The following is a 26,327-nucleotide window of genomic DNA, read 5'->3' on the forward strand; positions in this document are numbered from 1 at the left end:
TCAAGGCGTCGATGACGCCGGTGGCCAGGGCTTCAAGCGGCAACACGCACGCCTCCGTGCCTGGCGTCGGGCGTACCGACCGCCAGGCGAGCCAGCATGGTGTCGCTGAGCATTTCGCCAGGCGATCCCATGCCGATGAGGGTGCGGTTGATCAGCAGGACGTTGTCGGCATGGCGCCGCGCGCTGGGCATGTCATGGGTCACCATGATGACGGTGTGCCCGTTGCTGCGCTCACGCTCGAGTGTCGCGAGAATCAGGGCTTCGCTGGGTGGGTCGACTCCGGCCAAGGGTTCGTCGAGCAGCAGGATCTTGGCTTTCTGAGCCAGGGCGCGAGCCAGCATCACGCGCTTCTTCTGTCCGCCGGAGAGCTCACCGATGGGACGCGTTGCATGATCCGCCATGTCGACGGCCTCGAGGGCGGCCTCTGCGGCCTGCCGGTGGCTGGGGTTGGCCCAATGCCGGGGCAGCAGACGCTGCCATAGTGGATCTTCGCGCATCAGGCCGTAGCGGCCGGTCAGCACCGTCTCGCGAACCGAAATGGGAAAATCCCACTCCATGTTCTCATGCTGGGCCATGTAGGCGATGTTGCCGGCCCTGCGCTGTGCAGCGGGGCTGTCGCCGAGGATCCGCAGTTCGCCGCGCAGCGGCGAGAGACTGCCGATGACAAGATTCAGCAGGCTCGATTTCCCGGCGCCGTTGGGGCCGATGATGGCCGTCCACTGCCCTTGAGGCAGCGTCAAGGTGATGTCCTCCAGCACGGGATGCTGGTGGTAGGCCGCATAGAGCCGCGTTGCCTGAAGTGCCGGAATTGAATCAGTCATGCCCATCACCCAGGGTATCGCCCAGCAGCCGGCCGTTGTGGCGCAGCATGCCGGCGTAGTCCGGTGCGTCGCCGTCCGGCTCACTGAGGGAGTCGACGTAGAGGGGGCCGGCGATCTTCACCTGGGTTTCGTCGGCCACGCTGCGGACATGGCGGTCGGAGATGGTGCTCTCCCAGAAGAGTGCGGCCGGCTGCTTTTCCTCGATCATGTCGACAATGCGCATGATCTGGCGCGGCGAGCCCTCTTCCTCGGCATTGTTGCCCCAGATGCCGTCGTGCTCGAAACCGAAGGCGTCGGCGAAGTAGAGGAAGGCCGCTTCACTGGAAATGAGCAGGCGCTTCTCCTCGGGAATGGCTGCGAGGGCTTCCGTCAGTTCATCGAACAGCGCATGTAGCGAGTCAACCAGCGCCTCGGCGCGTGCCTGGAAAGCCTCGGCAGCGGCTGGCCGCGCCTCGGCGAGCGTGTCGGCGATCACCTGAGCGTATGCGGCGGCGGCGCGCGGGTCCATCCACAGGTGCGGATCGGCCTCGCCGGCGAAGTCACCGGTGGCGATCGGCTGGGTGGGATAGCCGCTCAGCTCTGCCAGAGCGACCACCGGGACGCCCTCGCTTACCGTTGCGTTGACCTGGCCAATCCACTGCTCGAGGCCGTAACCGTTGTAGAACACCACGTCGGCTTGCTCGAGCGTGATGAAGTTGCTCGGAACCAGCTCCCACTCATGCACCTCCGCGCCCACCGGGGTCAGCACGTCGACCTGGGCGTCCTCGCCCGCGACCTCGCGAACCAGGTCGCCCAGCACCGAGAAGGTGGCGGCCACCCTGAGCGGGGTCTCGGCGGCCTGTGTCGTCGTGATCGACAGCGCTGTGGTCGACAGCGCTAACGTAAGGGCGCTGAGTAGCGTGAAGCCTCTGGGGGCTGGCATCGGGCACTCTCCTCTGGTGTCTGACCGTTGATGGTCAGTTGTTACGTTGCAGCGAGTTTGTGAGCGCATAGCTAATATTTTAGCCAAGGTTAACTTATTAGGTAGTAGGAAATCTCTATCGGGCTTCTATTGCTGCCCTATGAGCACATTGGCTATATTGGCGCGATGACCAACTCCCCGAACGATGTGACGCCGTATCGCCTTTGCAAGGCGGATGCCCTGCCGCCCAGCGACCAGCATGCGCAGCAGTACGCAGCCGTGCGCAATGCCCATGAAACCGAGCTGCTCGAGGATTATGTGGAGCTGATCGCCGACCTGCTGAAGCACCAGGGTGAGGCGCGCTCGACGGATATCGCGGCGCGAATGGGAGTCAGCCAGGCCACGGTCTCGAAGACGGTGACCCGGCTGAAGTCTCTGGGGCTGGTTTCCAGCAAGCCCTATCGCTCACTTTTCTTGACCGAGAAGGGAGAGGCGATGGCGGCCATGTCGCACCAGCGTCATGCCATCGTGCTGAAGTTCCTGCGTGCCCTGGGCGTCAGCGATCACACGGCGCGAATCGATGCCGAGGGCATGGAGCACCATGTCAGCCAGGAAACCCTGGATATCATGCAGCGGTTTTCGCGCGAGCAGGAGCGCGGAGGCTCCTGAGCTGAAGCTACTCCGACAGCGGCGTGGCAACGTTGGTGGAGAATGCCGCTGTTGGAGCGCTCGGCTCGGCGCTCCGAGTCCCCATCGCGACTGGCGCCGATAGGCGCCTCGGCGGAGGCTGAAAGGTTGGTTGTTCTCGCGAATACCGGCAACACCGCCGGGAGGCCTGCGGCCTCCAGTCGTGAGCTGAAGCTACTCCGACAGCGGCGTGGCAACGTTGGTGGAGAAAATCGCTAAGGGAGGACGATTTATAACGTCTTGACCATCCGAACTCTTTCAGTGTGGCTCAAGATTGGCCCGATGGCTGATCAAGGTGAGTAATCAGGAATACCTTTATTCAAACGTCAAAGAACGCTCGCGCGGCCACTTCCGGGTCGGGCTGGCCGCAGATTGCCGAAACCACTGCGGCTCCGCGGGCGCCGGTGGCACGCACCCGGGCGGCATGCTCGGCCTGCAGCCCGCCGATGGCCACCGCCGGCAGCGGGCTAGCCGCGACCAGCGCGGCCAGTCTGTCGAAGCCCAGCGGCCGGGCATGGTTCTGTTTCGTCGTGGTGGCGAAGACCGGCCCCAGCCCCAGGTAGTCCAGTGGGCCCGAGTCCAGGCGTGCCATCTGTTCGAGGTTCTGCACCGAGAGCCCGAGGATGGCCTGTTCGCCCATTGCCTGGCGCGCCACGGCCACGTCGCCATCGTCCTGGCCCAAATGGAGCCCATCCGCCTGACTGGCGAGCGCCACATCCAGCCGGTCATTGACGATCAGCGGCACGCCGCTACCGGCGAGGGCCGCCTTCAGGCGCCGCGCCTGATCGATCAGCTCGTCGTCGCTGGCCTGCTTGTCGCGTAGTTGCACCAGTGTCACGCCACCGCGTACCGCCGCCACGACGGTTTCCACCAGGCCGTGCCGTGCGCAAAGCCGGGGGTCGGTTACAAGGTATAAGGTCAGGTCGACGCGCATAGGCTTCACCGGAATGAATGGTCGGGCCTGGATCATACCTGCTCGCAGGCAAGGCGTCAGGGGGCAGGGCTGGCGGCACCCAGGAATCGATCCTGCCAGTAGGCCACGTCGAGCGGAACGCTGACCACCTTTCGGCCGCTGCCGGGGGCGTGGATCATCTGACCGTCGCCGCGGTAGATGCCGACATGGGTGGCCTTGCGGCGATCGCCGAAGAACAACAGGTCCCCCGGCCGCGCCTGGCGCGCCTCGGGAAGCGTGCGGAACTGGTCGTCGGCGGTACGCGGCACCGGGATCCCGGCGGAACGGTAGGCAAGCTCGACGAGCCCGGAGCAGTCGAGCCCTTCCGGAGAGTTGCCGCCGAAGCGATAGGGGGTCCCCAGGGCACCCTCCGCCGTGGCCAGGATCAGGGCTCGTTCGATGGACAAGCCTTCACCCGGGCGCGGGTCCTGGGTTGCCAGGTCGCGGCTGGCGCAGCCGGCAAGCAGCATCAGCGTCAGCAGTAGAGCGACCAGCCGCCCCTGCCCATGACACGGTCGGGAACTGCCTGCTATTGCCATCGGCTCGAACCACCCCACTCGCTGCATCGTCCTGTTACTCTTCGCAAATCCTGTTTCCTACTTTAGCTCGAACCGTACGTGCTTGGCGAGAATCCCTGAACGCGCGGGATGAATGCCGGTCCGAGCGTGCAATACAGTGGTGCCATGTAGCGAGAGGCTGGAAATATCCCGGGCGGCGCATCATCATCTTCTTTACAACCCAGTGATCAGGCAGCGACAAGGGAGAGTGGCCATGAACTTCAAGGGCGAGCAGCACCCCGGCGTAAAGATGCCCACGGGGGACACCCTCGGTTTTCGTCTCAATCACACCATGCTGCGGGTCAAGGACCCGGAACGGTCGCTGGCGTTCTATACCCGTGTCTTCGGCATGAGCGTACTGCGCCGCCTCGACTTCGAGGAGCTGGGCTTCTCGCTCTACTTCCTGGCCAGGCTGGAAGAGGAGGAGCAGGTGCCGGAGGAGAAGGGCGAGCGTACCGTCTGGACCTTCAGCCAGAAGGGCCTGCTGGAACTGACCCATAACTGGGGCACCGAGGATCAGGCCGATTTCGCCTACCATGACGGCAATGCCGAACCCCAGGGCTTCGGGCATATCTGCTTTTCGGTGCCCAACCTCGATGCCGCCGAGGCCTGGTTCGATGCCAACGACGTTGAATTCATCAAGCGCTCGGGGCAGGGCAAGATGAAGGACGTGGTCTTCGTCAAGGACGCGGACGGCTACTGGATCGAGGTGGTCCAGGCAGATCGCCTGGCCGGGCTGGGTGAGACGCCGCTGGATCAATGAGTGTCGGTGAAGAGCGAAGCACCACACTCCCCCGACGGAAGTGCGGTGCTGCTGTTTGATGAGGCAGGATGATGCTTGGTATGGGCGCACTCAGGCGAAGGCATAGACATCCATCGCCAGCACGCCGTGCTCGACGCTGTGTTGCAGGCGCTGTGCCGGGCCGCCGGCGCCCAGCGCCACCAGCAGCGGCTGGAAGTGCTCAGGGGTGGGGTGGTTCTCGCGGGCGTGGGGGGCCTGCTCCCAGGCGAGCAGGGCATTGCGGTCGGCAGTGGTCAGCTTCTCGTGCACCCAGTCGATGAACTCGCCAACCCAGGGTGGCATCGGCGTGCCCTGCACCTGCATCTCGCTCAGGTTATGGGTCAGGCTGCCTGAACCGATCACCAGCACGTTCTCCTCGCGCAGCGCGGCGAGCTTCTCGCCCAGTTCGACCAGCTCGGCGTTGGACCAGGTGGTGGGCAGCGACAGCGACACCACCGGGATGTTCGCCTCGGGGAACATCAGCGAGAGCGGCACCCAGGCGCCGTGATCCAGGCCGCGCTCCACCGGCACGGCATTGAGCTCCCGGGCCAGGCGCCTGGCCAGCTCCGGCTCGCCGGGGGCGGGGTACTGGCACTCGTAGAGTTCCCGCGGAAAGCCGCCGAAGTCGTGGATGGTCTCCGGGTGAGCGCTGGTGCTCACCAGCAGCCGGTCACTCTCCCAGTGGGCCGAGACCACCACCACCGCCTGCGGCCGCAGCGACTGGCCGAACTCGCGCAGGAAGTCGTGGGCCGGCCCCGGTGTCAGGGCGAGCATGGGAGAGCCGTGGGAAATAAACAGGCTGGGTTGCATGGCGAAGCTCCTGTGAACGGGGGCGCCTGCCCGGGACGGGCAGGCGCAGGGTGGCTCGAGGGGCTCAGGCGAAGCGACGGTTGACGACGAGGCTACCGCTGCCCAGGCCGGCCTGCACCAGCAGGGCGATGGCCCAGAACACAGGATACTCCCAGCCGCCACCCGGGTTGGAGAAGACCCAGCCGTTTCCGGCATGCACCCAGGCGGCGCCGAGCAGCACCGGAATCAAGGCCAGGCTTACCCAGCGCGTATAGACGCCGAACAGCAGGGCCAGGCCACCGCCGATTTCGGCAAAGATGGTCAGGTAGGCGATGAAGCCGGGGAGGCCGAGCGATTCGAAATAGCCGACGGTGCCGGGCACGGTGAAGACGAACACCTTGAGCAGGCCATGGGCCAGGGTCATGACGCCCAGCGAGAGGCGCAGCAGGGCGGTGGCATGTGCCTGCAGGGTGTCGGTATGGGTCAACTGAATGGCTTGAGTGGTCATGGTCGTGATCTCCGTCGGGGGACGTTGTAGGGGCCAGTTGTGCTTCGATGGCTGTCACTCTATCCGAGCCCGATGAGGAGATAATCTGCAACTATTGCACATCACTGTTGCGGTTACTGTGACAATCGGTGTCGCCTACAGGCCCAGCTCCCGCTCCCAGATCGGCGGATCCCCCCAGGCCTCGGCCAGGAAGTCGAGCAGCCGCTCGACCTTGGCCGGCAGATGGCGCCTCGCGGGATAGACCCCGTAGATGCCTATCGTCACGCTGGCCTCCTCGATCAGCAGCGGCACCAGGCGCCCGCTCCTGATGCTCTCGGTGACCAGGAAACTCGGCTGGTGGGCGATACCCAGCCCGGCCTCGGCGGCCTGGGTCAGCACATCGCCGTTGTTGCTCTCCAGGGGGCCCTGTACCGCCAGGCGAAGGCCGCCGAACTGCCATTCGCTGCCGCTGGCCGTGCGATAGCGCAGGCAGCGGTGCTCGGCCAGCTCCGCCAGGGTGGCCGGTTTGCCAAAGCGCGCCAGGTACTCGGGTGAAGCGCACAGCAGCAGGCGGCAGCGGGCCAGGGGGCGCGCCACCAGGCTGGAGTCGGGCAGTTCGCCGATGCGAATCGCCAGGTCGTAGCCCTCTTCCAGCAGGTCCACGCGGCGATCGTTGAGGTCGAGGCGGACCTGGAGTGCCGGGTGCGCCAGCATGAAGCGGGTGATCAGCGGTGAGAGAAAACGCGTGCCGAAGGACATCGGGCCGTTGACCCGCAGCCGGCCGCAGACCTCGGTGCTGCCAGCGCCCAGCTCGGCCTCGGCCTCTTCCAGCGACTGCAGGATGCCCTGGGCGCGGGCGAGGTAGCTCTCCCCGGCTTCGGTGAGATGCAGGCGCCGGGTCGTGCGTTGCAGCAGTCGCACGCCCAGGTGGCTCTCGAGCTCCATGACCAGCCGCGAGACCCGTGTGCGCGACAGGTCCAGCGCCTCCGCGGCACGGGTGTAACTGCCGAGTTCGGCGACGCGTACGTAGGCGCTCATGGCGTCCAGCAGGTTCATGGTCTCTCCTCACGTTGCGTCAATAGCCGGTCATCTCCAGGTAGCCGACGCCTCGATTCTCGCCGCTATCGGCATCGCGGGCGACCACTTCGCCTTCCCAGTAGGGCACGCTGGTGTCCATCCAGCGCTCGGCATGGGGGGCCTCGATGGACAGGTCCAGCCCGGCGCGGGGGATTGCCAGGCGCCAGTGGGTCGGCACGTCGCGCCCCGCCACGCGGCGGGTTTCCAGCGGTGTCATGTCGATCTCATCCGGCGCCAGCGCGGTGGGCTCGCCGTCGGGGGCGATCCAGGTGCCGGAGCGGTAGTCACCGCCGTCAGCGCCGCCGCCACGCAGCTGGAAGGCCATCAGCTTGTGGCCGCTCTCCAGATGCAGCGAGAACCAGTCCCAGCCGCGCTGCTCTGCCCCCAGCAGCTGGCTGCTCCACTCCCGGTCGAGCCAGCCGCGCCCGCTTACCGTGCGGCTCTCTCCATCCAGGGCGACCTCCCCTTCGACGCGCCAGAAAGGCTGGCTGTAGTACATCGAGCCAGAGGACATCGAGCCCTGGCCGTCGGCGGATTTCTGGCTGAACCCCTCCAGGCCGTGCAGCACCAACGGCCCTTCGGCGGTAAGGGTCAGCGCATAGCCGAAGCCGCCGTGCTCGTCGTCCTGATGTGCCGTCAGTTCCAGTTCGGCGAAGGTGTCTGCCTCGGTCGCCTCGCCTGTCGTTTCGTCTGATGTTTCTATATGGCTGGCCAACTGCCAGTGGTCGATCCAGGCCCGGAAAGGCTGCGCCCTGGCCCCGGCCTGGCCATCCCGGTCATCGAGTTCGTCGGCGGAGTGGCTTCGAGCGAAGCGCTCCGCCACCCGATGGGTCTCGCCGCGGGAGACCGCCATATGCGCCATCCACAGCTGGTCGGCGGCCCAAGGCGTGGGGGCGGGGCGCTCCTCCGGTGAAGTGATCGCCTGGCGAAATAGCGTCCACTGCAGGCCCAGCGGTTCGCCGCTGTCGTCCTCCAGGTTGGCGGTGAGGTACCACCACTCGATGCGATAGTCCGGGTGGGCGGCGTGGTCCTCGGGAAAACGCAGGGTGATTCCCTCATGGGCCTGGGCGAAGTCGCCGGCCTCCTCACCCAGCCCGGCGAAGCCGGCGGGCTCGCCGGGGGCTGCGTCATCCCGCTCGGTGTCGCAGCCGGCAAGCCACAGCAGCGTCAGCCCTGTCGCGACCAGCCTGGTGGCACTCATGTGTTTGCCTCCTCGGCCAGCAGCGCCCGGGGTGGGGTGCGCCATAGGGTGATGGCGGGCAGGGCAGTCGCCAGCAGGGCGACGGCCACGGCGGTGGCCAGGGTCAGGGCGATCTCGCCGGGGAACAGGAACAGCGGCAGGCGCCAGCCGAAGGCGGCGACATTGATCACCGCCACCAGGCCCAGGGCGAGGACGATACCCAGGGGTATCGCCAGGGCGCCGGTCACCAGGGCGGCGGCGCCGAGCTGGCTCAGCTGTATTCGGACCAGCTGGGACCGCGGGACCCCCAGCGCCCAGAGCGGCGCCAGCTGGCGACGTCGCTCCCGGGCCTGGGCCAGCAGGCTGGCCAGCAGCGCCAGAGCCGCCACCCCTAGGGTCAGCGCACTCAGCGCCCGGGTGATGGTGAAGGTACGCTCGAAGATGCCGGTGGCGATGCGCTTCACCTCGCGCTGGTCCACCAGGCTGTCGCTGCCCAGGCCGAAGCGCCGGGTCAGCGCCTGTCCCAGGGCCGCTTCGTCGGCGCCGGGTGCCAGCACGATGCCGATGGAGCCCGGCGGTGCGCCGAAGCGGCTGGCCAACTGGGCAGTGGCGAACAGCACCTCACCTTGGGTGTTGCCGTAGTCGGGATAGACCGCCACCACGGTGACCTGCTCCCGGCCCTGGGGGGCACCCAGGGTCAGCCGGTCGCCAGGGGCCAGCCCCTCGCCGATTGCGAGCTGCTCGTTGATGAAGGCCTCGCCGTCGCGGAAGGCCTGCCAGGCGGCGTCACGGCCCGCCAGGGTATCCAGCAGCGGCCAGCTCGGCATCAAGGCGTCACCGGGGGTGATACCGTAGAGGTTGGTCGGCAACGCCAGGCCCCGCGTGCTGCCGTTGCGCTCGACCTCGTACAGGGTGGCCTCGGTGCGGCGAGTGGGCAGCCGTTCGGCCACCTCGCGGCGTTCGCCGAGCCAGGTTTCGATCTCTTCGAACTGCTCCGCCGGCGGGCGCAGGTAGAGGTCGGCGACCAGGCGCTGCTCCAGCCAGTCGAGGAAGGTGAGGCGGAAGCCGCCGACCATGCTGCTCACACCCAGGTTGGCGGAGAGCGCGATCAGCAGCGCCATCATGGCCAGCGACAGCCGCGGCAGCTGGAGCTGCAGGTCGGCCAGAGCCCACTGGGCCAGCGGACGGCGGCGCACCAACCGTTCCAGGCCGGCGAGCAGAGCCGCCAGCAGCGGCGGTAGCCACAGGGCGCTGGCCAGCAGCAGTGCTGCCATCAGGCCGAAACCGGCCAGCAGCCCTTCTCCTGGCGGCTGCCCGGCGAGCCAGGCCCACAGGGCCAGGCCGATCGAGGCCACCAGGGCGCCGGCCAGAGTCATGTAGGTGAGCTGGCGCCGGAAGCCCGCCCGCCAGGCCTGGGCCTGGCCGAGCCCCAGCACGCTGAGCCGGGCGGCACGCCACAGCACCCCGGCGCCGGCCAGGAAGAGCCCGCCCAGGGTGACGGCGACCCCGCCAACCCAATAGTGCCAGGGCAGGCTGAGTTCGGCGGTCACGCCGGCACCATAGAGGCTGCCCAGGGTGGCGGCCACGTCCGGCAGCAGTAACCGTGCCAGCCACACGCCGCTGACGATGCCGGCCAGGGCACCGATGATGCCCAGCAGCAACAGCTCCAGGGCCAGCAGCCCCACCAGGCGTCGCCCAGAGACGCCCAGCGCCCGTAGCGTGCGCAGCATGGTCAGGCGCTGCTCCAGCGCCAGGCCCAGCGCCGCCTGAACGATGAACAGCCCCACCACCAGCGCCAGCAGCGCCATGGCGGTGAGGTTGAGGTGGAAGCTTTCGGTGAGCTGCCCCGGCGAGGCCAGCGTGGTCGCCCGGGTCAGCACCAGGCCAGGCGGGGCTTCATCAAGGGCGTTGGAAGCGGTGACCAGCCGTGACAGCGTCTCGCCGCTGTCGAGCAGCATCGACGCCGCGGCGATATCCATCACCAGGGTATCGGGGGGCAGCGAAGGCGCCAGCACAAGCGGTGGCAGCCGCCGTTCGTCGGTCAGGCGTGGTTCGTCGCCTGGCGCCTGGCGATCCGCAATGCCCAGGGCGGGCAGGGTGTCCGGGGCCACGCGGGTCTGCCACGGCGGGGTGAGGAACGCCGCCAGCTCACTGGTGCTGCCGGCGGTGGCGAAGGCATTGTCGCCGGGCAGGGTGAAGGGCTCGATGCCGATTACCGTCAGCCGGGTGCCGTCAGGGGCCTCCAACGTGCCCTCCAGCAGCGGCGACACCGGCAGCCCTGCGCGGCGCAGGCGCAGGTAGTCATCCCGGGTCAAGGGTTGGCCGTCGCGGCGCTCCAGGCGGTCGAGCCCGGTGGTGAACAACGCCTCGGCGCGGGCGTAGCTGTCGCGGGCCGAGGCGTTGATCGCCTGTACGCCGCTCCATAGGGCACTGGCCACCCACAGGCCCAGCAGCAGCATGGCGAGCTGGCCCGGATGGCGCTTGTAGTGGGAAAGCAGGGTGATCAGGGTGGTGAACATCAGCGACGGCTCGCCTCTCGTTCATCGACGGGGTCGAGCCGGCCGTGGGTCAGCCGCAGGCAGCGGTCTAGCGGCGCGGCCACCTGATGGCTGTGGGTCACCAACAGCAGGGCGCTCCCGACTTCGCTCACCAGCGAGAGCAACAGGCCTAGCACCTCGTCGGCACTGGTTTCGTCCAGATTGCCGGTGGGCTCGTCGGCGAGCAGCAGGGCGGGGCGAGGCGCGAGGGCGCGACCGATGGCGAGGCGCTGCTGCTGGCCACCGGAGAGCTGTTCCGGGTAGCGCTTCTCCATGCCGGCAAGGCCGAGCCGTTCGATCAGGTGGGCCGCCCACTCGACATCGTCTCGCCGCGCAAGCCTGGCCTGCAGGCGCAGGTTGTCGCCAACGTTCAGGCTCGGCACCAGGTGAAACTGCTGGAACACCAGGCCAAGCGTGTCGCGGCGCAGCCGGGCCCGGGCGGGCTCGTCCAGTGAAGAGACAGCCTGGCCGGCGACTGTCACTTCGCCGGTATCCGGCAGGTCGAGCCCCGCCGCCAGGTGCAGCAGGGTCGACTTGCCGCTGCCGGATTCGCCCATCAGCGCCAGGCTCTCTCCGGCGTCGAGCCGCAAGTCGATGCCGTCCAGCACCTGAAGCGGTCCCTGGGGTGTCGCGTAGGACTTGTGGACCTGGCGGAATTCGAGCATGGCGGCTCCCGTAGGGGCGGTGGCGATGATGCCATGATCGCAGGACAGTCGACCAAGGCAGCGAATAACTTACCATGACGGCATGACCTGTTGTCGCCGGACCGAACCCAGAGGGAGTGGAGTGTGACCGTCACGGTATCCATGCATTTCGTCAACGAGCTGTTTCACGGCGTTCCCGTCGTGGAACGTGCCCGTGGGAGCTATCTCGAGCGTGCGGGGATATCGCCGTTTCTGCTCGCGGCACCCCATGGGCGTGTCACGGTGGAGCAGTTCGCCACCCTCTACCGCTTGCTGGTGAACGAGTACGATGACGAGACGCCGGGCTTCTTCGCCCGGCCGCTGCGGGGCGGCACGCTCAAGCTGCTCTGCCTCAGCGTGCTGGAGGCGCCGACGCTGAAGGTGGCGTTGCACCGCTACACGCTGTTCTTCCGTATCGTGCTGGATGACTTCGGCTACGAGTACAGCGTCGAGGACGATCTGGCCCGGGTCGCGCTGGTGGAGCATCGGCCGCCGGCGGGCAGCCGTATTCTCGTCCATGAGCTGATGCTCAAGCTGTTCCACGGCATCGCCTCGTGGATGATCGCCCGCAAGATCCCGCCGGTCATGATGGAGTGCGCCTATGCCCAGCCGGCCCATAGCGCCGATTATCTCTACTTCTACCCGGGGAAGGTGAGCTTCGAGCGGTCCCAGACCGCCATCTACTTCGACCAGGCCCTGCTGGACCAACCGATCCGCCAGACCAAGAAGCACCTGGGCGCCTTCCTGCGCCGGGCGCCGGCCGACTGGTTCTATGTCTCCTTCGCCGATCGCCTGGTCTCGCATCGGGTGCGCGAGCATCTCTCGCACCACCTGGCTTCCTCGGGCTCGGTCCACGACGTGGCACGGGCGCTTCACATGTCGGTGCGTACCCTGGCGCGCCGGCTGACGGACGAGGGCACCCACTTCCAGGCGGTGAAGGACGAGTTCCGGCGCGACTTCGCGATCCAGGCGCTGACTCGCAGCGAGCGGCCGCTACTGGCCATTGCCGACGAGCTGGGATTCCGCGACCTGGCCTGCTTCAGTCGCGCCTTCAAGTCGTGGACGGGCAACTCGCCCGCCGCCTATCGGCGGGCGCTGCTGTCGCCGGCGGACAGAGGCGCCTGAGCCGGCCGGAAATACCGAGCTCAGACCTCCTGGCGAATGCGCTTCTTGTCGAGCTTGCCCACGCTGGTCTTGGGAATCTCGTCGACGAAGCGGATGAACGAGGGAATCGCCCAGCGGTTGATCTTGCCCTGGTCGACGAACTGCTGGAGAAACGCCTTAACCTGCTGCGACTCGGGCGGATGGTTGAGGTCGCTGGCCACCACCAGGGCCGCGGGGCGCTCCCCCCACTGCTCGTCGGCGACGCCGATCACCGCCACCTCGGAGATCCCGGGGTACTGTCCGATCAGGTTCTCCAGGTCCAGCGACGATACCCATTCGCCGCCGGTCTTGATCACGTCCTTGATGCGGTCGCGGATCTGCAGGAAGCCGCGCTCGTCCAGGGCCGCCACGTCGCCGGTGTGCAGCCAGCCATCGCGCCACAGTTCCTCGCTGCGGGTCTCCTCCTTGTAGTAGCTCTGGGTCAGCCAGGGCGCCCGCACCCGTACCTCACCGATGCTCTCGCCGTCCTGGGGCAGCGGGTTGCCGTCCTCGTCGACCACTTCGAGACTGACCAGCGGTACCGCGACACCCGCCTTGCAGCGCCAGGGCAGCTGGGCCTCGAAGTCGGCCTGGTCGATGTCCCGGGGCAGGATGTCGGCGGTGAGCAGCGGGCAGGTCTCGGACATGCCGTAGGCGCTACGGGTGTCGATGCCCAGCTCCCACGCCTTGCGGCACAGCGGCTGGGTCAAGGGGCTGCCGCCCACCAGCACCTTCCAGCCACTGAGGTCGACCTTGCCCGAAGCGATGGCATCGGCACCGACCACCATGTTGAGCAGGGTGGGCACGCAGTGGGAGAAGTCGACCTTCTCGCCGACCAGCAACTTGACCAGCATCTCCGGCTCGTAGCGCCCGGGGTAGACCTGGGTGGCGCCCATCAGCGTGGCGGTATAGGGCACACCCCAGGCGTGGACGTGGAACATGGGGGTGATCGGCATGTACACCTTGTCGCGGTTGAGCAGCTCGAAGCCCGGGGTCTGGAAGGTGCTGGCCTCGGCCAGGGTGTGCAGTACCAACTGGCGATGGGTGAAGAATACCCCCTTGGGGTTGCCGGTGGTGCCGGTGGTGTAGAACAGCGTGGCGACGGCGTTTTCATCGAAGGTGGGAAAGTCGTAGTGGCGTGGCTGCTCGGCCAGCAGCGCCTCGTACTCTCCGGCCAGGTTCAGCGAGCTCACCACTGACGAGGGAGCGTCCTGGCACAGCAGGTAGCCACGAATGCGCGGCAGTTTGTCGGCCAGCGGCTCGAGCAGTGCCACGAAGTCCTCGTGCACCAGCACGAAGTCGTCCTCGGCGTGCTCCATGGTGTAGTGGATCTGCTCCGGCGCCAGGCGCACGTTCACGGTATGCAGCACCGCGCCGATCATGGGAATGGCGAAGAACGCCTCCAGGTAGCGATGGCTGTCCCAGTCGAGCACCGCCACCACGTCGCCGGCCTTGACGCCCTGGGCCGACAGCAGGTGGGCGAGCTGATGGACCCTCTCGCGGAAGCGGCGATAGTCGTGGCGGGAGAGGTCGCGGTAGACGATCTGGTTGTCCCCGGCCATGCGCACGCCGGAGTCGAGCAGGTCGCCGATCAGCAGCGGCGGGTTGGTGGCCGAAGGCGTGGCGGGCAGGATCTTGGGTGTGACGCTGTTCATGTGCGGCTCCTTGTCGTTGTTTCCGTCCAGGCTTCGCCTGTCGCTCAGCGATGGCGTAAGAGATGGCTTCAAAGATGGCTTCAGCGTTGGCGCTCGATGAGTAGCGCAATGCCCTGGCCGCCGCCGATGCACAGGGTAATCAGCCCGTAGCGGCCGCCGGTACGCTCCAGCTCGGCCAGTGCCTTGAGTACCAGGATCGCCCCGGTGGCGCCGACCGGATGGCCGAGGCCTACGGCGCCGCCGTTGGGATTGAGGCGTTCGAGGGGGAGGTCGAGCTCCCGGGCCACCGCCAAGGCCTGGGCGGCGAAAGCTTCGTTGGATTCGATCACGTCGATGTCGCCGATGGTGAGCCCGGCCTGGGCCAGGCAGCGCTTCACCGCGGGAATCGGCCCCAGACCCATCAGCGAGGGCTCGACCCCGGCGACCGTACCGGCGATGATCCGCGCCCGGGGCGTCAGACCACGTCGGCTGGCCTCGTCGGCCTGTGCCAGCACCAGGCTGGCGGCGCCGTCGTTGAGGCCCGAGGCGTTGCCGGCGGTGACCAGCCCCTCCTTGTGGAAGGCGGGCTTGAGCTTGCCCAGGTCGGCCAGGGTCACGCCGTCGCGCACGTGCTCGTCGCGGTCGAACTGGCGCTCGGCCTTGCCCTCGCGCACCGTGACCGGCACGATCTGGCCGTCGAAGCGGCCCTCGGCAATGGCGTGGGCGGCCTTGTGGTGGCTCTCCAGGGCGAACTGGTCGACCTCCTCGCGGGTCAGGCCGAAGCGGCTGGCGATGTTCTCGGCGGTGACGCCCATGTGGCCGCTGCCGAAGGGGTCGCTGAGAATGCCCAGGGTCAGGTCGGTGACGCTGGCGTGACCCATGCGCAGGCCGTTGCGGGCCTGTGGCGGCAGCAGGTAGGCGCCGCGGCTCATCGATTCGGCGCCCCCCGCCAGGGCGAGATGGCTGTCGCCCAGGGCGATCTGCTGGGCGGCGGAGAGCAGCGCCTGCACGCCGGAGCCGCACAGGCGATTGACGTTGAATGCCGCGGCACCCTCGGGCACCCCGGCCTCCAGGGCGATATGACGGGCCAGATAGGCATCCTGGGGGCCGGTGGTGATGATGTGCCCGTACACCGAATGGTCGATGGCATCGGCCTCGATGCCGGCACGGCGGATCGCCTCGCGGGCGGTGATGCTGCCCATCTCATGGGGGGCGAGGCCGGCCAGGCTGCCGCCGAAGCTGCCGATGGCGGTGCGGGCGCCGTCGAGAATGACGACTGAGTCGAATAGCATGGTCTGTCTCCTGAATGACGGATTCCGGGCCCGGCGTCAGCCCGGCGTGGTACCCCTGCCGAGCAGCGAGCGCGCGATCACCTCCTTCATGATTTCCGAGGTGCCTGCGTAGATGGTCTGGATTCGCGCATCCACATAGAAACGCGAGATCGGATACTCCCGGGTGTAACCGTAGCCACCGAAGAGCTGCAGGCAGGCATCGATATTGCGGCACTGCATCTCGCTGAGCTCGAGCTTGAGGATGGCGGCGTCGGTGCTGCTCATCTCGCCGCGTCGATACTTGGCCACGCAGTGTTCGAAGTAAGCACGGCCCATGTCGATCTTGGCGCGCACCTCGGCCAGGGTGAAGCGGGTGTTCTGGAAGTCCCCCACGGCCTGGCCGAAGGCGCGGCGCTCCTTGACGTAGTCCAGGGTCAGCGCCAGGGCGCCCTCCATGGCGCCGAGTGCCTGGGCACCAACCCCCAGGCGTTCGCGGGGCAGCTCCTGCATCAGGTAGCGGAAACCGGCGCCCTCGTCGCCGAGCAGGGCGTCGGCGGGCAGCTGCAGTTGATCGAAGAACAGCTCGGCGGTATCGCTGGCGTGCTGGCCGATCTTCTTGATCGGCTTGCCCCGGGAAAACCCCGGGAGCGAGGTGTCGACCAGGAACAGCGACACCCCCTTGGCCCCGGCGCCAGTGTCGGTCTTGGCGCAGACGATCACCATATCCGCCACCTGACCGTTGGTGATGAAGATCTTGGCGCCGTCGAGCCGCCAGCCCTCGTCGGTACGGCGGGCCCGGGTCTTCATCGCCGCCAGGTCGCTGCCCGCATTGGGTTCGGTCATGGCGATGGCGCCGATGGCCTCGCCCCGGGCCATGGCCGGCAGCCACCTCTCCTGCTGTGCCGGGGTACCCACATGCAGCAGGTAGGGCATGACGATATTGGCGTGGATGTTGTAAGCGCTGGCCAGCCCGCCGAACCCCTGGCGCGAGATCTCCTCCAGGGCGAACTGCGTGATGGCGAAGTCGGCGCCGCTGCCGCCGACCTCCTCCGGCAGGTCGATGCCCAGCAGCCCGGCCTCGCCGAGCTTGTGCCACAGCGAGCGCGGCATATCTCCCTGCTCTTCCCACGCTTCGTAGTAGGGGGCGACCTCCTGCTCCAGGCAGCGCCGAATCATGTCGTGGAACAGGGCGGTCATGTCATCGTCGGGTGTGCTCATGGTCAGGGGTGAAGCTCCTTTCTCAGTTGGCGCTTGAGGATCTTGCCCGCGGTGCTCTTGGGCAGGGCGTCGGCGAAGAGGATCCACTTGGGCACCTTGTAGGGCGCCATCAGGCCCCTGGCGTGGGCGATCAGCTCCTCCTCGCTCACGTCAAATCCCTCCTTTAGCACCACCACGGCGGTGATCGCCTCGATCCACTTGGCATCGGGCAGGCCCACCACGGCCACTTCGGAGACGGCAGGGTGCTTGAACAGCCCTTCCTCCACTTCGCGGCTGGCCACCACGATCCCGCCGGTATTGATGACGTCCTTGATGCGGTCGACGATGTAGAGATAGCCCCCCTCGTCGAAGTAGCCTACGTCGCCGGAGTGGAACCAGCCGCCGGCGAAGGCTTCCTCGGTCATCTCCGGCTTGTCCCAGTAACCGGTGAGCAATTGGGGCGAGCGGTGCACGATCTCACCGTGCTCGCCGGGTGGCACGTCGTTCATCTCCAGGTCGACGATGCGCGTCTCCACCGTGAGGATGGGGCGACCCGCCGAGGCCGGCCGTGCCACATGCTCCTCAGGGCGCAGCACGGTGGCCAGCGGGGCGATCTCGCTCTGGCCGTAGCAGTTGTATAGCCCCACGCCGGGAATGCGCTGCTGCAGTTCTTCCACCACCGATACCGGCATGATAGAGGCACCGTAATACGCCTTCTTCAGTCGGCTCAGGTCGTGGCTGTCGAAGTCGGGGTGGCGCAGCAGGCTGATCCACACCGTGGGCGGGGCGAAGAAGGAGACGATGCCTTCACTGGCGATCTGCGTCAGGCAGTCGTCGGGCAGCGGCGCTGAGCGCAGATGCACCGGGGCGCCGAGCAGCAGGGCCGGCATCAGGAACACATGCATCTGCGCCGAGTGATAGAGCGGCAGGGCCGCCAGCATCGGCTCGTCGCCCTTGATGTCGAGTTCCACCATGCAGGCCATGTACTCGGCGAGCAGCGCCTGGTGGGTCATCATCGCCGCCTTGGGTGCCGCGGTGGTGCCCGATGTGTAGAGCAACTGGGCCAGGCTGGCCCCTTCCACGGCCACGTCCGGCTTGCTGTCGTCGCTCTCGGCACTGTCTCTGTCGAGGGCTAGCTGCAGCACGTCGAAGCCTTGTTCCTCATCGGCATGCAGGGTGCCTGAAAGCGTGAGTCCGAGCCCTTCGCTCGCTCTTGTCACGTTGTCGGCCAGGCTCAGGTCGCTGAGCAGCCCGGCTGCGCCGGACTGCTCAAGGATATAGCGCAGCTCGTCGGCGCTCAGGGCGAAGTTGATCGGCACGTGCACCAGGCCGGCGCGGGTGGCCGCCAGCCAGGCGATCACGTAGGCGTCGGAATTCTTGCCGTACACCGCCAGGCGATCGCCGGGAGATAGCCCCGCCGCGAGGAGTCGGTTGGCGACCCGATTTACCGCCCGGTCGAGTTCGGCGTAGTGCCAGCGGCGCTCATCGAAGGCTAGTGCCAGCCTGGCTGGGTGCTTGCGGGCGCTGCGGCTCAGGGCGGCACCGATGGTGTTCTGCTGGATGCGTGATGATGTTGTCGTTGTCATGTTCATCGGTTCCTGTACGTCTCAGGCATCGTTTGTCTTATCGAAACGTCGGCTGGGGCTGGGCGGTTCAGCCGTCGTGACGATGCCTCGGCGCTTCCCCCGGCTTCAGCCGGGGGCCTGGAAGATTCATCGGCGCAGAGCACCCACAGCAAGGAGGCGCTGGCACGCGGCGGTGAACCAGGGCGAGAAACGCTCATGTCACATCTCCGGTCACGGCGCTCAGGCATCGTTGTTAACCAGGTGACACTGACTCTCGGAGAGCGGGCGGAAGGCTTCCTCGGCCGGGATGGTACGCACGATCCGGAACAGGTCGTCCTCGTCCTGCGACGCTTCCGGCGACTTCACCTCCACCAGGTACATGTCGTGGACCATGCGGCCGTCCTCGCGGATATAGCCATCGGTGGCGAAGATATCGTTGATCGGGGTATCGGCCATCTGCTGGCGTACCGCCTGGGCCTCGTCGGTGCCGATGGCGTCCACGGCCTGGAGATAGTGCAGCGTGCTGGAGTAGAGCCCTGCGTGGACCATGGTCGGCATGCTGCCGGTGCGTTCGCGGAAACGTTCGGCCCAGGCGCGAGTCTCGTCGTTCAGGTCGTAGTACCACGCCTTGGTGAACTGTAGCCCCTGGGCGGCCTCGAGTCCGATGCTGCGCACGTCGGTACTGAACAGCACCATGCCGGCAAGTATCTGCCCCGCCTGGGTGATGCCGAACTCACCGGCGGTGGTGATGGCGTTGATGGTGTCGGCACCGGCGTTGTTGAGCGCGATCACATCGGCGCCCGATGCCTGGGCCTGCAGCAGGAACGACGAGAAGTCGCTGGTGGGGAAGGGGTGGCGCGCCTTGCCCACGATGGTGCCGCCGTTCTCGGTGACGACGCGCTCCACGTCGCCCTCCAGGGCGTGGCCGAAGGAGTAATCGGCGCTGAGCAGGTACCAGTTCTCATGGCCCTCCTGGGTGATCGCCTTGGCGGTACCGTTGGACATGGCCCAGGTGTCGTAGACCCAGTGGATATGGTTGGGCGAACAGCTCTCATTGGTCACACCGGAGGAGACAGCACCGTTGACCAGCCCCAGGCGGTTCTCCTCTTCCAGCAGCCGCACGGCGGCCAGTGTGACGGAGGAAGCCACCAGCCCGGTGACCATGTCGACATTACGCTCGTCGATCCATTCGCGAACGATGCTCGAGCCCACGTCGGGGCTGTTGCGGTCGTCGGCGCTGAAGACCTCGATGCTCGCGCCGGCCACGCTGCCGCCCACGTCTTCGATGGCCATCTGGATGGCATCCAGTCCCTGGGGGCCGATGGGGTCGCGATAGGGGCCCGACATGTCGGCCAGGTAGCCGATGCGAATCTCGTTGTCGGTGATCTCGGCAGCACCGGCGTGGCCGGCGAGCATGACGGAGGCGGCGATTACGCCCATGGCGAAGCGTTGGGTAGCGTGCATTCTGTTGCCTTGTGAGTTGTTGTTGTACGAGCCGCCGGTAATCGACGGCGCTGGATTCAAGCTGTGGATAACCTGTGTGTTTCCGTGTGAACTTTTGTGCGTAAGGTGTTGGCCGGCTGTGGACGGTGTCATTTCCACTGGTCGCGACGCTGTTTCATGGTAGGAGGAAACCCGCGTCGTGGTTTTACGCATCGCGCCACACTTTTTGCATTTCGTGCCAATTATCAGATGGCTTGAAAGAGCTAAGACTTTGGTCATAGAGGTGAGAGCCGTGGCCAGCTCGGCTGCATTTAAAGATAATAGATTTAAATCAATAGGATAAAGGATGCGGCGATAGAGTGGTCATTGAGGCGGGGGAGGTTCGGCGTTACAGATCATGCCAGGTGTTTCCTGCCTCAGCAGGGCGGATGGCAGGTGGGAAAAACCGCTGTTCGAAGAGAGGATACGGGCCAGCAAGCCCGTAAAGCAGCGAGGGCGCCATTGGCGCCCTCGCTGTGGGTTACGCTGCCGCTAGCGGCGCGCTTGGTATCGTCCGGTCAATGGCTGTGGCCATGGTCGTCGTCATGGCCGTGATCGTCGTCTTGGTCATGTCCATGATCGTCATGGCTGTCGTCATGCCCATGATCATCATGGCCCTGCTTGGCCAGGGCGTCATGCAGCACCTGGGCGTTGTGACGCATCATGCCGAGGTAGGTGCTCGCGTCGCCTTCCGCCGCCAGGGCGTCGGCATAGAGGGTGCCGGCGATGGGCAGGCCGGCCTCTTCCGACAGCTGGTTGATGATTGCCGGGCTGGTCATGTTCTCGTGGAACAGTGCCTTGACGTTCTGCTCGCGAATCACGTCGATCAGCCGCGCCATGTCGGCGGCACTGGGCTCGGCCTCGGTGGAGAGCCCCACTGGCGAGAGGAAGCGCACGCCGTAGGCGTTGGCGAAGTAGCCGAAGGAGTCGTGGCCGGTGATCACGCTGGTGGAGGCGGGAATATCACCCAGCAGCTGACGAATTTCGTCATCGGTGGCCTGCATGTCGTTGATGTAGCGGTCGGCGTTCTCGCGGTAGGCGGCTTCGTTGTCCGGATCCGCCTCGATCAGCCCCTCGAGGATATTGCCGACATAGACCTGGCCCATGGCGAGGTCCTGCCAGCCATGGGGGTCCTGTTCGCCATGGTCGTGATCGTCATGACCACTGTCATCATGACCGTGGTCATCGTGGTCATCGTGGTCATCGTGGTCATCGTGATCGTGCCCATGATCGTCATGTCCATGGTCATCATGGTCGTCGTGATCGTGCCCATGATCGTCATGCCCATGGTCATCATGATCGTCATGGCCATGTGCCTGGTCATGCTCATGGCCATGATAATCCAGCTTGTCGATACCGTCGGTGGCGGTCACCAGCGGGCCGGCATAGTCGCTGGAGTCGATCAGGCGCTCCATCCAGCCCTCGAAGAGCAGTCCGTTGAATACCACCAGGTCCGCATCGGCCAGGTTCCGGGCGTCACGCGGGCTGGGTGAGAAGACATGGGCATCACTGTCGGGGCCGACCAGGGAGGTCACCTCGACGTGCTCGCCACCGACGTTCTCGACCATATCGGCCAGGATGCTGAAGCTGGTAACGACCTGTACGCGCTCGGCGGCGAAGGCGGCCGGCAGGGCGAGCATGGCCGTGGCGCCAATCATCAGGGCGGAGGGCTTGATAGTACGCATGCGAGAGCTCCTTGGTCTGTTGTCGGTGTTCTATGTAGCGGTCAGTGAGGCTCGGGAGCCCCCAGCGGTGCCGCGCGTCGGCGCAAGCGCGCAGTCAGGCTGTGATGGCGGCCGAACAGGGCGGAGAGTATGTAGCCCACGCCGGCCAGCAGGATGATGGCGGGGCCCGAGGGAATGCTGAGGTGATACGACAGCAGCAGCCCGCCGGTACTGGCAATCATGGCCAGCACGATGGCGATACCGATCAGCCCTTCCAGGCGCTTGCTCCAGAAGCGCGCGGTGGTGGCCGGCAGCATCATCAGGCCCACAGCCATCAAGGTGCCCAGGGTCTGGAAGCCGGCGGTCAGGTTGAGCACCACCAGGCCGAGGAAGATGCCGTGAACCAGGCCGCCATGCATGCCCTGGCCGCGCAGGAACAGCGGGTCGAGGCACTCCACCACCAGGGCGCGGAAGATCAGCGCCAGGGTGATCACGATCACGCTGCTGATCGCTGCGATCAGTATCAGGGCGGTGGTGTTCACCGCGAGGATCGAACCAAACAGCACATGGGTCAGATCGACGCTGCTGCCGCCCAGCGAGACGAGCATCACCCCGGCCGCCAGCGAAATGAGGAAGAAGCTGGCCATGGCGGAGTCTTCCCGGTGGCCGGTCATCTGCGACACGCTACCCGCCAGCATGGCTACCAGCAGCCCCGAGAGCACGCCGCCAAGGCTCATGATCGGAAGCGAGAAGCCGGCGAGCAGGAAGCCCAGCGCGACGCCGGGCAAGATGGCATGGGCCATGGCATCGCCGATCAGGCTCATGCCCCGCAGCATGAGGAACACCCCCATGGGGGGGGCCGCCAGCGACAGGGCCAGGCCGCCCACCGCGGCGCGCCGCATGAAGCCGTAATCGAAGGGAGCGATCAGCCACTCGTAGAGCAGCGCTAGCATGTGCTGACCCCCGGGATACCCAGCGTCAGACGGGCGGTGCCGGCAATGGGGGCCTGGCCCTCGAGAATCGCCTGGGGCGAGGTCCAGTGGGCGTGGCCGTTGGCCAGCACTACTACCTCGTCGGCGAGGCGTGAGAGCTGCTCCATGTCGTGCAGCACCACGATCAGGGTAGCGCCACTGGCGGCCATGTCGCGCAGCACCGTCATCAGCACGTCCACGGTTTCGCTATCGACGTTGGCGAAGGGCTCGTCGAGCAGCAGCAGCTCCGCTTCCTGCATCAGGGTGCGGCCGATCAGGGCGCGCTGGCGCTGGCCGCCGGAGAGTTCGCCCAGCGGGCGGTGCGCCAGGTGCGAAATACCCAGGCGAGCCATGACCTCGCGGCCGCGACGATAGTGGTGGGCGCAGTACCCGGTCAGCGCCCCATGGCTCGGCCAGCTGCCGGTCATGACCAGCTCTTCCACGCTCATGGGGAAGGTGAGGTCCAGTGCCAGTTGCTGCGGCAGCCAGGCGCGGCGCTCCCTGGGCACCGAGCACGCCACGCGGCCGGCGACTGGCTTGAGCATGCCCATGACCCCCTGGATCAGCGTGCTCTTGCCGGTGCCGTTGGCGCCGACCAGTGCGGTGATGGCGCCGTCGCGAAAGCGGCCATCCACGTGCTCGAGCACGGTGCGGTTGGCCTGGGCCAGCTGCAGGTTGTGCAGCTGCAGCCGTGAGTTGGCTTCCTGCTCCATCAGCCCCACCACCCTGCCGCCCAGGAGACGGCGAGCCAGAGCGCGGCCAGCGGTGCGGTGGCCAGCAGCAGGCGGCGCGTGGCGGAAAGCGACATCAGCGAGAAATGGCAAGGCCCTTCCTGGCGGTGTCGATGTGAACGTGAGCGATGTGCCATGGGGTTGGCCTCTCGGCGCGATAAGATAAACTAGGATATAACATAACAAATATGCCGGCCGGCGGGGAGGGGCCTCACCGTTTTTCGTGACTCAAAACCCGGTGCGGCGTGCGCAGGCGAGACAGCATTCCATTGCAGGGCCCGACCAGCACGGAGAGCGCATAGCCCGCGCCCGTCAGCAGAACGATGGTGGGCCCGGTGGGAAGTCCGGCGTGATAGGAAACCAGCAGCCCCGTGATGCTGCAGGTCACTGCCCAGCCGATGGCGATGGCGATCATTCCCTCCAGGCGCCGGCTCCAGTAGCGCGCCGTGGCCGCCGGCAGCAGCATCAGGCCGGCGGCCATCAGCGTACCCAGGGACTGGAAGCCCACCACCAGGCTGAGCACCACCAGGCACATGAACAGCCCATGGATCCAGCCGGCGTGCCTGCCCTGAAGCGTCAGGAACTGCGGGTCCAGGCACTCCATCACCAGCGCCCGGAAGCTGATGGCCAGGCCAACGAGGACCAGGCTGCTGACCAGGCAGACCAGCAGCAGGGTGCGGCCGTCGACGGCGAGTACCGAGCCGAACAGCACATGCCCCAGGTCCAGGGCGCTGCCCGAGAGCGAAATGATCATGACCCCGGCGGCCATGGCCACGAGAAACAGGCTGGCCATGGCGGCGTCCTCCTTCAGGCCGCTGAACAGGGTCACGCTGCTGGCCGTGGCCACGGTGACAAGCCCAGCCGCCACGCCACCCAGCATCATCAGCGGCAGCGAGAAGCCCGCCAGCATGAAGGCCACTGCCACGCCGGGCAGAATCGCATGGGAGAGCGCCTCGCCCATCAGGCTCATGCCGCGAAGCATCAGCAATACGCCGAGGATGGGGGCGGTCAGCGACAGCGCCAGGCAGGCCACCAGCGCTCGGCGCATGAAGGCGTAGTCCAGCGGCGAGGTGACCCACCAGAGTAGTGAATCGATCATCGGGCTCTCTAGTGATGAAAACAGGAATCTATAGATATGTTATAACATAACAATAATCAGTTCGACGATGATGTGCAAGGAACTCCGTCTGAAAGGCCGTTCACTAGCAATCCACGGGCGAGGTCCTCTCGCCCTGGCTCGGCGTAATCAGTAGCGCAGCGCCACCCCGACCTGATTCGGCGTCACCAGCAGGGCGTATTCGCCTTTCAGGTGCATGTCACCCACTGACACCCGGGCCGGCTGGAAGCGGTTGATCGCTACCGTGGCCTGGCGCGGCTGGGTCTGCAGCTGCAGTTCGCTGATCAGCATGCCGGTGGCGAAGTTGATCGCCCCGTCGCGCCCGCGCCCGTCGCCCACACCGATCAGCAGCCCCGAGGCCATGTTCACGGCGAGCGAGCCCAGCCGGGCTTCCAGGCTGCGGCGGCGACGTTCCTCATCGGCCACCGACTGCATCAGCCGCCGGGCCCGGTCGATATCCTGATCGCCATCACGCAGCTCGCGGTAGGCCTGTGGGTGTGGCTGGCGATCCATCAGCGTGCCGCCCAGCGCCAGGGCCGACTTCACCACGCCCACCCGGGCGTCATAGCGGTCGTCGCGATCGCTCGCCTCGCTGGCCTGATAAGCGTTCACAGCCAGTGAGGTGGCATACACCCCCGCCCAGCCGTATTGCCAATAGTTGGCGTGTCGCTCGCCTCTAGCCAGAGCGTCTTCGTAGGCCTGAAATTCCTGGACGGGCTGCTGGGCCAGGACGGGAGCGGCAAGGACGATGCCTAGCAGCAAGGCAAGCAGGCAGGTGAAGCGTCGATTCCGGGGCATGATGGTCTCCATGAGTGGGCGAAACGAGCCTAGCGTTCCAGCCGGCTTGGGCCACCTCTCCCTGGCAACAAGCTGGGCTGGTCGTCATATCATAGTGGGTCCTGTTGGACCATGGCTCGAATCTTGCTGAACAGGTCGACTTCGCCCATCTGGCCGCCCTTGAGAATGACGGGTAGCCGGCTGCCATCCGCGAAGTGTGCGCAGCAGATGGCGACGCCCGGCGACAGCTGTCCCGTATAGTCGATGCTGCGCGGGGCGAGGGCGTGAATGGCCAGGCTTGAGGTGTCGCCGCCCGCCACCAGCACCGTGCCGGCGCCATGCTCGGCCATCAGGCGGGCCAGCAGGTCGGCAGAGCGCTGCGCCATGCCTGCAGGCGACAGGCCGTGGCCCAGGTCTTCGTCGAGCACCGCCAGCACATGACGGCCCGAAGCCAGGAGTTCGCGGAGCTGTCGATAGAGTTCGTCAGGCTGGTGCGCGAGGGAGCTGGCGGGAATGATGACCTTGGCAAACCCGGTGGCGGCTGCCACCTGGGCAGCGGTCATGGGCGAACGGCTGCCGACGAACACCAGCAGGGGGCCGGGCAAGGTATCCGGCAACTGTGGTGGAGAAGCTTCGAGAAAGCAGGTCTCGGCCACGCTGCTGGACCCGACCCAGAGTTGGGGGAACGGAGAGTGTTTCAGCCGATCCTTGAGCAGTTGCAGGTCGCTTTCGTCCAGCACGTCACACAGCACCGGGTTGCCGGGCAGTATGCCGCCGCTGCGCAGTGCCAGGAGATCGAAAAGCGCCAGGTTCGGCAGCCCCAGGGCGGCGAAATGGCGACGCAGGTCGGCTTCACGCATTGGCGTGACGGGGTGATCCCGCATGACGGGGTGGCGGTCGATCCGGTGAACGTTGCCATCGCCCCCCTTGGCGAACAGGTTACCGAACAGGCAGTAGCGGCCGAGGCTTGGCTGGCCCCCCAGGATGACCGTGGTGGCAGGGCCCAAGCCTTTGGTCAGCGCGTTCATGGCAGTGGCGATGTTGCCAACCTCAATGCTGCTATCGAAGGTTGAGCAGACCTTGAGATGGATGACCTCTGGCGCATGGGGTTTCAGGGCTTCGGCGAGATGCCCCATAGTCGCGGCCAAGGCGTCCTGTTCCATGCTGCGGGCTGCCGTCGCGATGCCGAAGGCGTCGAGGTCGCGCACTTCAGCCAGGGTGGGTGGGGCCAGGTAGAGCCGTGTCCTCAGGCCCGCCCGGCTCAGCGTGGCGAGCGTATCGGACGCCCCGGTGAAGTCATCCGCAACGAATACATAGCGCATG

General features: G+C 66.5%; 25 protein-coding genes. 3 read left to right on the top strand and 22 right to left on the bottom strand.

Annotation, left to right across the window (positions count from 1 at the left end; translation table 11 throughout):
* Positions 1 to 32: 32 nt before the first annotated feature.
* A complete protein-coding gene (locus DU505_RS13085; RefSeq protein ID WP_114479547.1) occupies positions 33 to 821 on the bottom strand; it encodes a metal ABC transporter ATP-binding protein in 789 nt (262 codons plus the stop codon).
* Entirely contained in the window at positions 814 to 1,743 is a 930-nt protein-coding gene (locus tag DU505_RS13090) for a metal ABC transporter solute-binding protein, Zn/Mn family (RefSeq protein WP_114479439.1), read from the bottom strand. The genes DU505_RS13085 and DU505_RS13090 overlap by 8 nt, the downstream gene beginning before the upstream one ends.
* 165 nt (positions 1,744 to 1,908) lie before the next feature.
* On the opposite strand from DU505_RS13090, the gene mntR reads away from it, so the two are divergent.
* Positions 1,909 to 2,391, top strand: a complete 483-nt coding sequence (gene mntR / locus DU505_RS13095) for a manganese-binding transcriptional regulator MntR (protein ID WP_114479548.1) — start codon at positions 1,909 to 1,911, stop codon at positions 2,389 to 2,391.
* A 337-nt stretch (positions 2,392 to 2,728) separates the two neighbouring features.
* Here the strand turns inward: mntR and thiE are convergent, their stop codons facing one another.
* Complete coding sequence (gene thiE, locus DU505_RS13100; RefSeq protein WP_114479549.1) at positions 2,729 to 3,343, bottom strand: thiamine phosphate synthase; 615 nt, start codon at positions 3,341 to 3,343, stop codon at positions 2,729 to 2,731.
* A gap of 56 nt (positions 3,344 to 3,399) precedes the next feature.
* Positions 3,400 to 3,831 carry a C40 family peptidase gene (locus DU505_RS13105; RefSeq protein WP_245947943.1) on the bottom strand — a complete coding sequence of 144 codons (432 nt, stop codon included), beginning with the start codon at positions 3,829 to 3,831 and terminating at the stop codon, positions 3,400 to 3,402.
* Between the two features lie 301 nt (positions 3,832 to 4,132).
* Between DU505_RS13105 and gloA the strand changes: the two genes are divergently transcribed.
* A complete protein-coding gene (gene gloA, locus DU505_RS13110; protein ID WP_114479440.1) occupies positions 4,133 to 4,681 on the top strand; it encodes a lactoylglutathione lyase in 549 nt (182 codons plus the stop codon).
* Positions 4,682 to 4,771: 90 nt separating this feature from the next.
* Here the strand turns inward: gloA and DU505_RS13115 are convergent, their stop codons facing one another.
* From DU505_RS13115 to DU505_RS13140, 6 genes are all read right to left on the bottom strand, one after another.
* Entirely contained in the window at positions 4,772 to 5,509 is a 738-nt protein-coding gene (locus DU505_RS13115) for a DODA-type extradiol aromatic ring-opening family dioxygenase (RefSeq protein WP_114479441.1), read from the bottom strand.
* Positions 5,510 to 5,573: 64 nt separating this feature from the next.
* Complete coding sequence (locus DU505_RS13120; protein ID WP_114479442.1) at positions 5,574 to 5,996, bottom strand: DoxX family protein; 423 nt, start codon at positions 5,994 to 5,996, stop codon at positions 5,574 to 5,576.
* A gap of 135 nt (positions 5,997 to 6,131) precedes the next feature.
* Positions 6,132 to 7,031, bottom strand: coding sequence for a LysR family transcriptional regulator (locus DU505_RS13125; RefSeq protein WP_114479443.1), 900 nt, complete (start codon positions 7,029 to 7,031; stop codon positions 6,132 to 6,134).
* A 19-nt stretch (positions 7,032 to 7,050) separates the two neighbouring features.
* Positions 7,051 to 8,253 carry a lipocalin-like domain-containing protein gene (locus DU505_RS13130; RefSeq protein WP_114479444.1) on the bottom strand — a complete coding sequence of 401 codons (1,203 nt, stop codon included), beginning with the start codon at positions 8,251 to 8,253 and terminating at the stop codon, positions 7,051 to 7,053.
* Positions 8,250 to 10,751 carry an FtsX-like permease family protein gene (locus tag DU505_RS13135; RefSeq protein WP_114479445.1) on the bottom strand — a complete coding sequence of 834 codons (2,502 nt, stop codon included), beginning with the start codon at positions 10,749 to 10,751 and terminating at the stop codon, positions 8,250 to 8,252. Before DU505_RS13135 ends, DU505_RS13130 begins: the two co-directional genes overlap by 4 nt.
* Positions 10,751 to 11,434 carry an ABC transporter ATP-binding protein gene (locus DU505_RS13140; protein ID WP_114479446.1) on the bottom strand — a complete coding sequence of 228 codons (684 nt, stop codon included), beginning with the start codon at positions 11,432 to 11,434 and terminating at the stop codon, positions 10,751 to 10,753. The genes DU505_RS13135 and DU505_RS13140 overlap by 1 nt, the downstream gene beginning before the upstream one ends.
* Positions 11,435 to 11,557: 123 nt before the next feature.
* Between DU505_RS13140 and DU505_RS13145 the strand changes: the two genes are divergently transcribed.
* Positions 11,558 to 12,577 carry an AraC family transcriptional regulator gene (locus DU505_RS13145; protein ID WP_114479447.1) on the top strand — a complete coding sequence of 340 codons (1,020 nt, stop codon included), beginning with the start codon at positions 11,558 to 11,560 and terminating at the stop codon, positions 12,575 to 12,577.
* Positions 12,578 to 12,597: 20 nt separating this feature from the next.
* Here DU505_RS13145 and DU505_RS13150 read toward each other — a convergent pair whose 3' ends face one another.
* From DU505_RS13150 to DU505_RS13200, 12 genes are all read right to left on the bottom strand, one after another.
* Positions 12,598 to 14,250 carry a fatty acid--CoA ligase gene (locus tag DU505_RS13150; RefSeq protein ID WP_114479448.1) on the bottom strand — a complete coding sequence of 551 codons (1,653 nt, stop codon included), beginning with the start codon at positions 14,248 to 14,250 and terminating at the stop codon, positions 12,598 to 12,600.
* 80 nt (positions 14,251 to 14,330) lie between these two features.
* Positions 14,331 to 15,521, bottom strand: a complete 1,191-nt coding sequence (gene bktB / locus DU505_RS13155) for a beta-ketothiolase BktB (RefSeq protein ID WP_114479449.1) — start codon at positions 15,519 to 15,521, stop codon at positions 14,331 to 14,333.
* Positions 15,522 to 15,557: 36 nt separating this feature from the next.
* Positions 15,558 to 16,718: an acyl-CoA dehydrogenase family protein gene (locus DU505_RS13160; protein WP_114479450.1), complete on the bottom strand. Its 1,161-nt coding sequence runs from the start codon at positions 16,716 to 16,718 to the stop codon at positions 15,558 to 15,560.
* Positions 16,719 to 16,720: 2 nt separating this feature from the next.
* Positions 16,721 to 18,289, bottom strand: coding sequence for a fatty acyl-CoA synthetase (locus DU505_RS13165; RefSeq protein ID WP_220250714.1), 1,569 nt, complete (start codon positions 18,287 to 18,289; stop codon positions 16,721 to 16,723).
* 213 nt (positions 18,290 to 18,502) lie between these two features.
* Positions 18,503 to 19,726: an ABC transporter substrate-binding protein gene (locus DU505_RS13170; protein WP_114479452.1), complete on the bottom strand. Its 1,224-nt coding sequence runs from the start codon at positions 19,724 to 19,726 to the stop codon at positions 18,503 to 18,505.
* A gap of 536 nt (positions 19,727 to 20,262) precedes the next feature.
* Positions 20,263 to 21,429 carry a metal ABC transporter solute-binding protein, Zn/Mn family gene (locus tag DU505_RS13175; protein ID WP_114479453.1) on the bottom strand — a complete coding sequence of 389 codons (1,167 nt, stop codon included), beginning with the start codon at positions 21,427 to 21,429 and terminating at the stop codon, positions 20,263 to 20,265.
* Positions 21,430 to 21,470: 41 nt separating this feature from the next.
* The gene (locus DU505_RS13180) at positions 21,471 to 22,361 is read right to left on the bottom strand and encodes a metal ABC transporter permease (protein ID WP_114479454.1); all 891 of its coding nucleotides are present in this window, start codon (positions 22,359 to 22,361) and stop codon (positions 21,471 to 21,473) included.
* Positions 22,355 to 23,092, bottom strand: coding sequence for a metal ABC transporter ATP-binding protein (locus tag DU505_RS13185; RefSeq protein WP_114479455.1), 738 nt, complete (start codon positions 23,090 to 23,092; stop codon positions 22,355 to 22,357). The genes DU505_RS13180 and DU505_RS13185 overlap by 7 nt, the downstream gene beginning before the upstream one ends.
* Entirely contained in the window at positions 23,092 to 23,247 is a 156-nt protein-coding gene (locus tag DU505_RS22590; RefSeq protein ID WP_181872823.1) for a hypothetical protein, read from the bottom strand. Before DU505_RS22590 ends, DU505_RS13185 begins: the two co-directional genes overlap by 1 nt.
* A 74-nt stretch (positions 23,248 to 23,321) precedes the next feature.
* The gene (locus DU505_RS13190; RefSeq protein ID WP_114479456.1) at positions 23,322 to 24,209 is read right to left on the bottom strand and encodes a metal ABC transporter permease; all 888 of its coding nucleotides are present in this window, start codon (positions 24,207 to 24,209) and stop codon (positions 23,322 to 23,324) included.
* 147 nt (positions 24,210 to 24,356) lie between these two features.
* The gene (locus tag DU505_RS13195) at positions 24,357 to 25,025 is read right to left on the bottom strand and encodes a hypothetical protein (protein WP_114479551.1); all 669 of its coding nucleotides are present in this window, start codon (positions 25,023 to 25,025) and stop codon (positions 24,357 to 24,359) included.
* A gap of 89 nt (positions 25,026 to 25,114) precedes the next feature.
* On the bottom strand, positions 25,115 to 26,326 hold the full coding sequence (locus DU505_RS13200; protein WP_114479457.1) for a four-carbon acid sugar kinase family protein: 1,212 nt from the start codon (positions 26,324 to 26,326) through the stop codon (positions 25,115 to 25,117).
* Position 26,327 lies beyond the last annotated feature (1 nt).

The sequence above is a fragment of the Billgrantia montanilacus genome, assembly GCF_003336675.1.
GTDB lineage: Bacteria > Pseudomonadota > Gammaproteobacteria > Pseudomonadales > Halomonadaceae > Halomonas > Halomonas montanilacus.

What these genes read in the sequence shown, in the direction of transcription:
- DU505_RS13085 (WP_114479547.1), bottom strand. Translation starts at nt 821, where the DNA reads ATGACTGATTCAATTCCGGCACTTCAGGCAACGCGGCTCTATGCGGCC.
- DU505_RS13090 (WP_114479439.1), bottom strand. Translation starts at nt 1,743, where the DNA reads ATGCCAGCCCCCAGAGGCTTCACGCTACTCAGCGCCCTTACGTTAGCG.
- mntR (WP_114479548.1), top strand. Translation starts at nt 1,909, where the DNA reads ATGACCAACTCCCCGAACGATGTGACGCCGTATCGCCTTTGCAAGGCG.
- thiE (WP_114479549.1), bottom strand. Translation starts at nt 3,343, where the DNA reads ATGCGCGTCGACCTGACCTTATACCTTGTAACCGACCCCCGGCTTTGC.
- DU505_RS13105 (WP_245947943.1), bottom strand. Translation starts at nt 3,831, where the DNA reads ATGCTGCTTGCCGGCTGCGCCAGCCGCGACCTGGCAACCCAGGACCCG.
- gloA (WP_114479440.1), top strand. Translation starts at nt 4,133, where the DNA reads ATGAACTTCAAGGGCGAGCAGCACCCCGGCGTAAAGATGCCCACGGGG.
- DU505_RS13115 (WP_114479441.1), bottom strand. Translation starts at nt 5,509, where the DNA reads ATGCAACCCAGCCTGTTTATTTCCCACGGCTCTCCCATGCTCGCCCTG.
- DU505_RS13120 (WP_114479442.1), bottom strand. Translation starts at nt 5,996, where the DNA reads ATGACCACTCAAGCCATTCAGTTGACCCATACCGACACCCTGCAGGCA.
- DU505_RS13125 (WP_114479443.1), bottom strand. Translation starts at nt 7,031, where the DNA reads ATGAACCTGCTGGACGCCATGAGCGCCTACGTACGCGTCGCCGAACTC.
- DU505_RS13130 (WP_114479444.1), bottom strand. Translation starts at nt 8,253, where the DNA reads ATGAGTGCCACCAGGCTGGTCGCGACAGGGCTGACGCTGCTGTGGCTT.
- DU505_RS13135 (WP_114479445.1), bottom strand. Translation starts at nt 10,751, where the DNA reads ATGTTCACCACCCTGATCACCCTGCTTTCCCACTACAAGCGCCATCCG.
- DU505_RS13140 (WP_114479446.1), bottom strand. Translation starts at nt 11,434, where the DNA reads ATGCTCGAATTCCGCCAGGTCCACAAGTCCTACGCGACACCCCAGGGA.
- DU505_RS13150 (WP_114479448.1), bottom strand. Translation starts at nt 14,250, where the DNA reads ATGAACAGCGTCACACCCAAGATCCTGCCCGCCACGCCTTCGGCCACC.
- bktB (WP_114479449.1), bottom strand. Translation starts at nt 15,521, where the DNA reads ATGCTATTCGACTCAGTCGTCATTCTCGACGGCGCCCGCACCGCCATC.
- DU505_RS13160 (WP_114479450.1), bottom strand. Translation starts at nt 16,718, where the DNA reads ATGAGCACACCCGACGATGACATGACCGCCCTGTTCCACGACATGATT.
- DU505_RS13165 (WP_220250714.1), bottom strand. Translation starts at nt 18,289, where the DNA reads ATGAACATGACAACGACAACATCATCACGCATCCAGCAGAACACCATC.
- DU505_RS13170 (WP_114479452.1), bottom strand. Translation starts at nt 19,726, where the DNA reads ATGCACGCTACCCAACGCTTCGCCATGGGCGTAATCGCCGCCTCCGTC.
- DU505_RS13175 (WP_114479453.1), bottom strand. Translation starts at nt 21,429, where the DNA reads ATGCGTACTATCAAGCCCTCCGCCCTGATGATTGGCGCCACGGCCATG.
- DU505_RS13180 (WP_114479454.1), bottom strand. Translation starts at nt 22,361, where the DNA reads ATGCTAGCGCTGCTCTACGAGTGGCTGATCGCTCCCTTCGATTACGGC.
- DU505_RS13185 (WP_114479455.1), bottom strand. Translation starts at nt 23,092, where the DNA reads ATGGAGCAGGAAGCCAACTCACGGCTGCAGCTGCACAACCTGCAGCTG.
- DU505_RS22590 (WP_181872823.1), bottom strand. Translation starts at nt 23,247, where the DNA reads ATGGCACATCGCTCACGTTCACATCGACACCGCCAGGAAGGGCCTTGC.
- DU505_RS13190 (WP_114479456.1), bottom strand. Translation starts at nt 24,209, where the DNA reads ATGATCGATTCACTACTCTGGTGGGTCACCTCGCCGCTGGACTACGCC.
- DU505_RS13195 (WP_114479551.1), bottom strand. Translation starts at nt 25,025, where the DNA reads ATGCCCCGGAATCGACGCTTCACCTGCCTGCTTGCCTTGCTGCTAGGC.
- DU505_RS13200 (WP_114479457.1), bottom strand. Translation starts at nt 26,326, where the DNA reads ATGCGCTATGTATTCGTTGCGGATGACTTCACCGGGGCGTCCGATACG.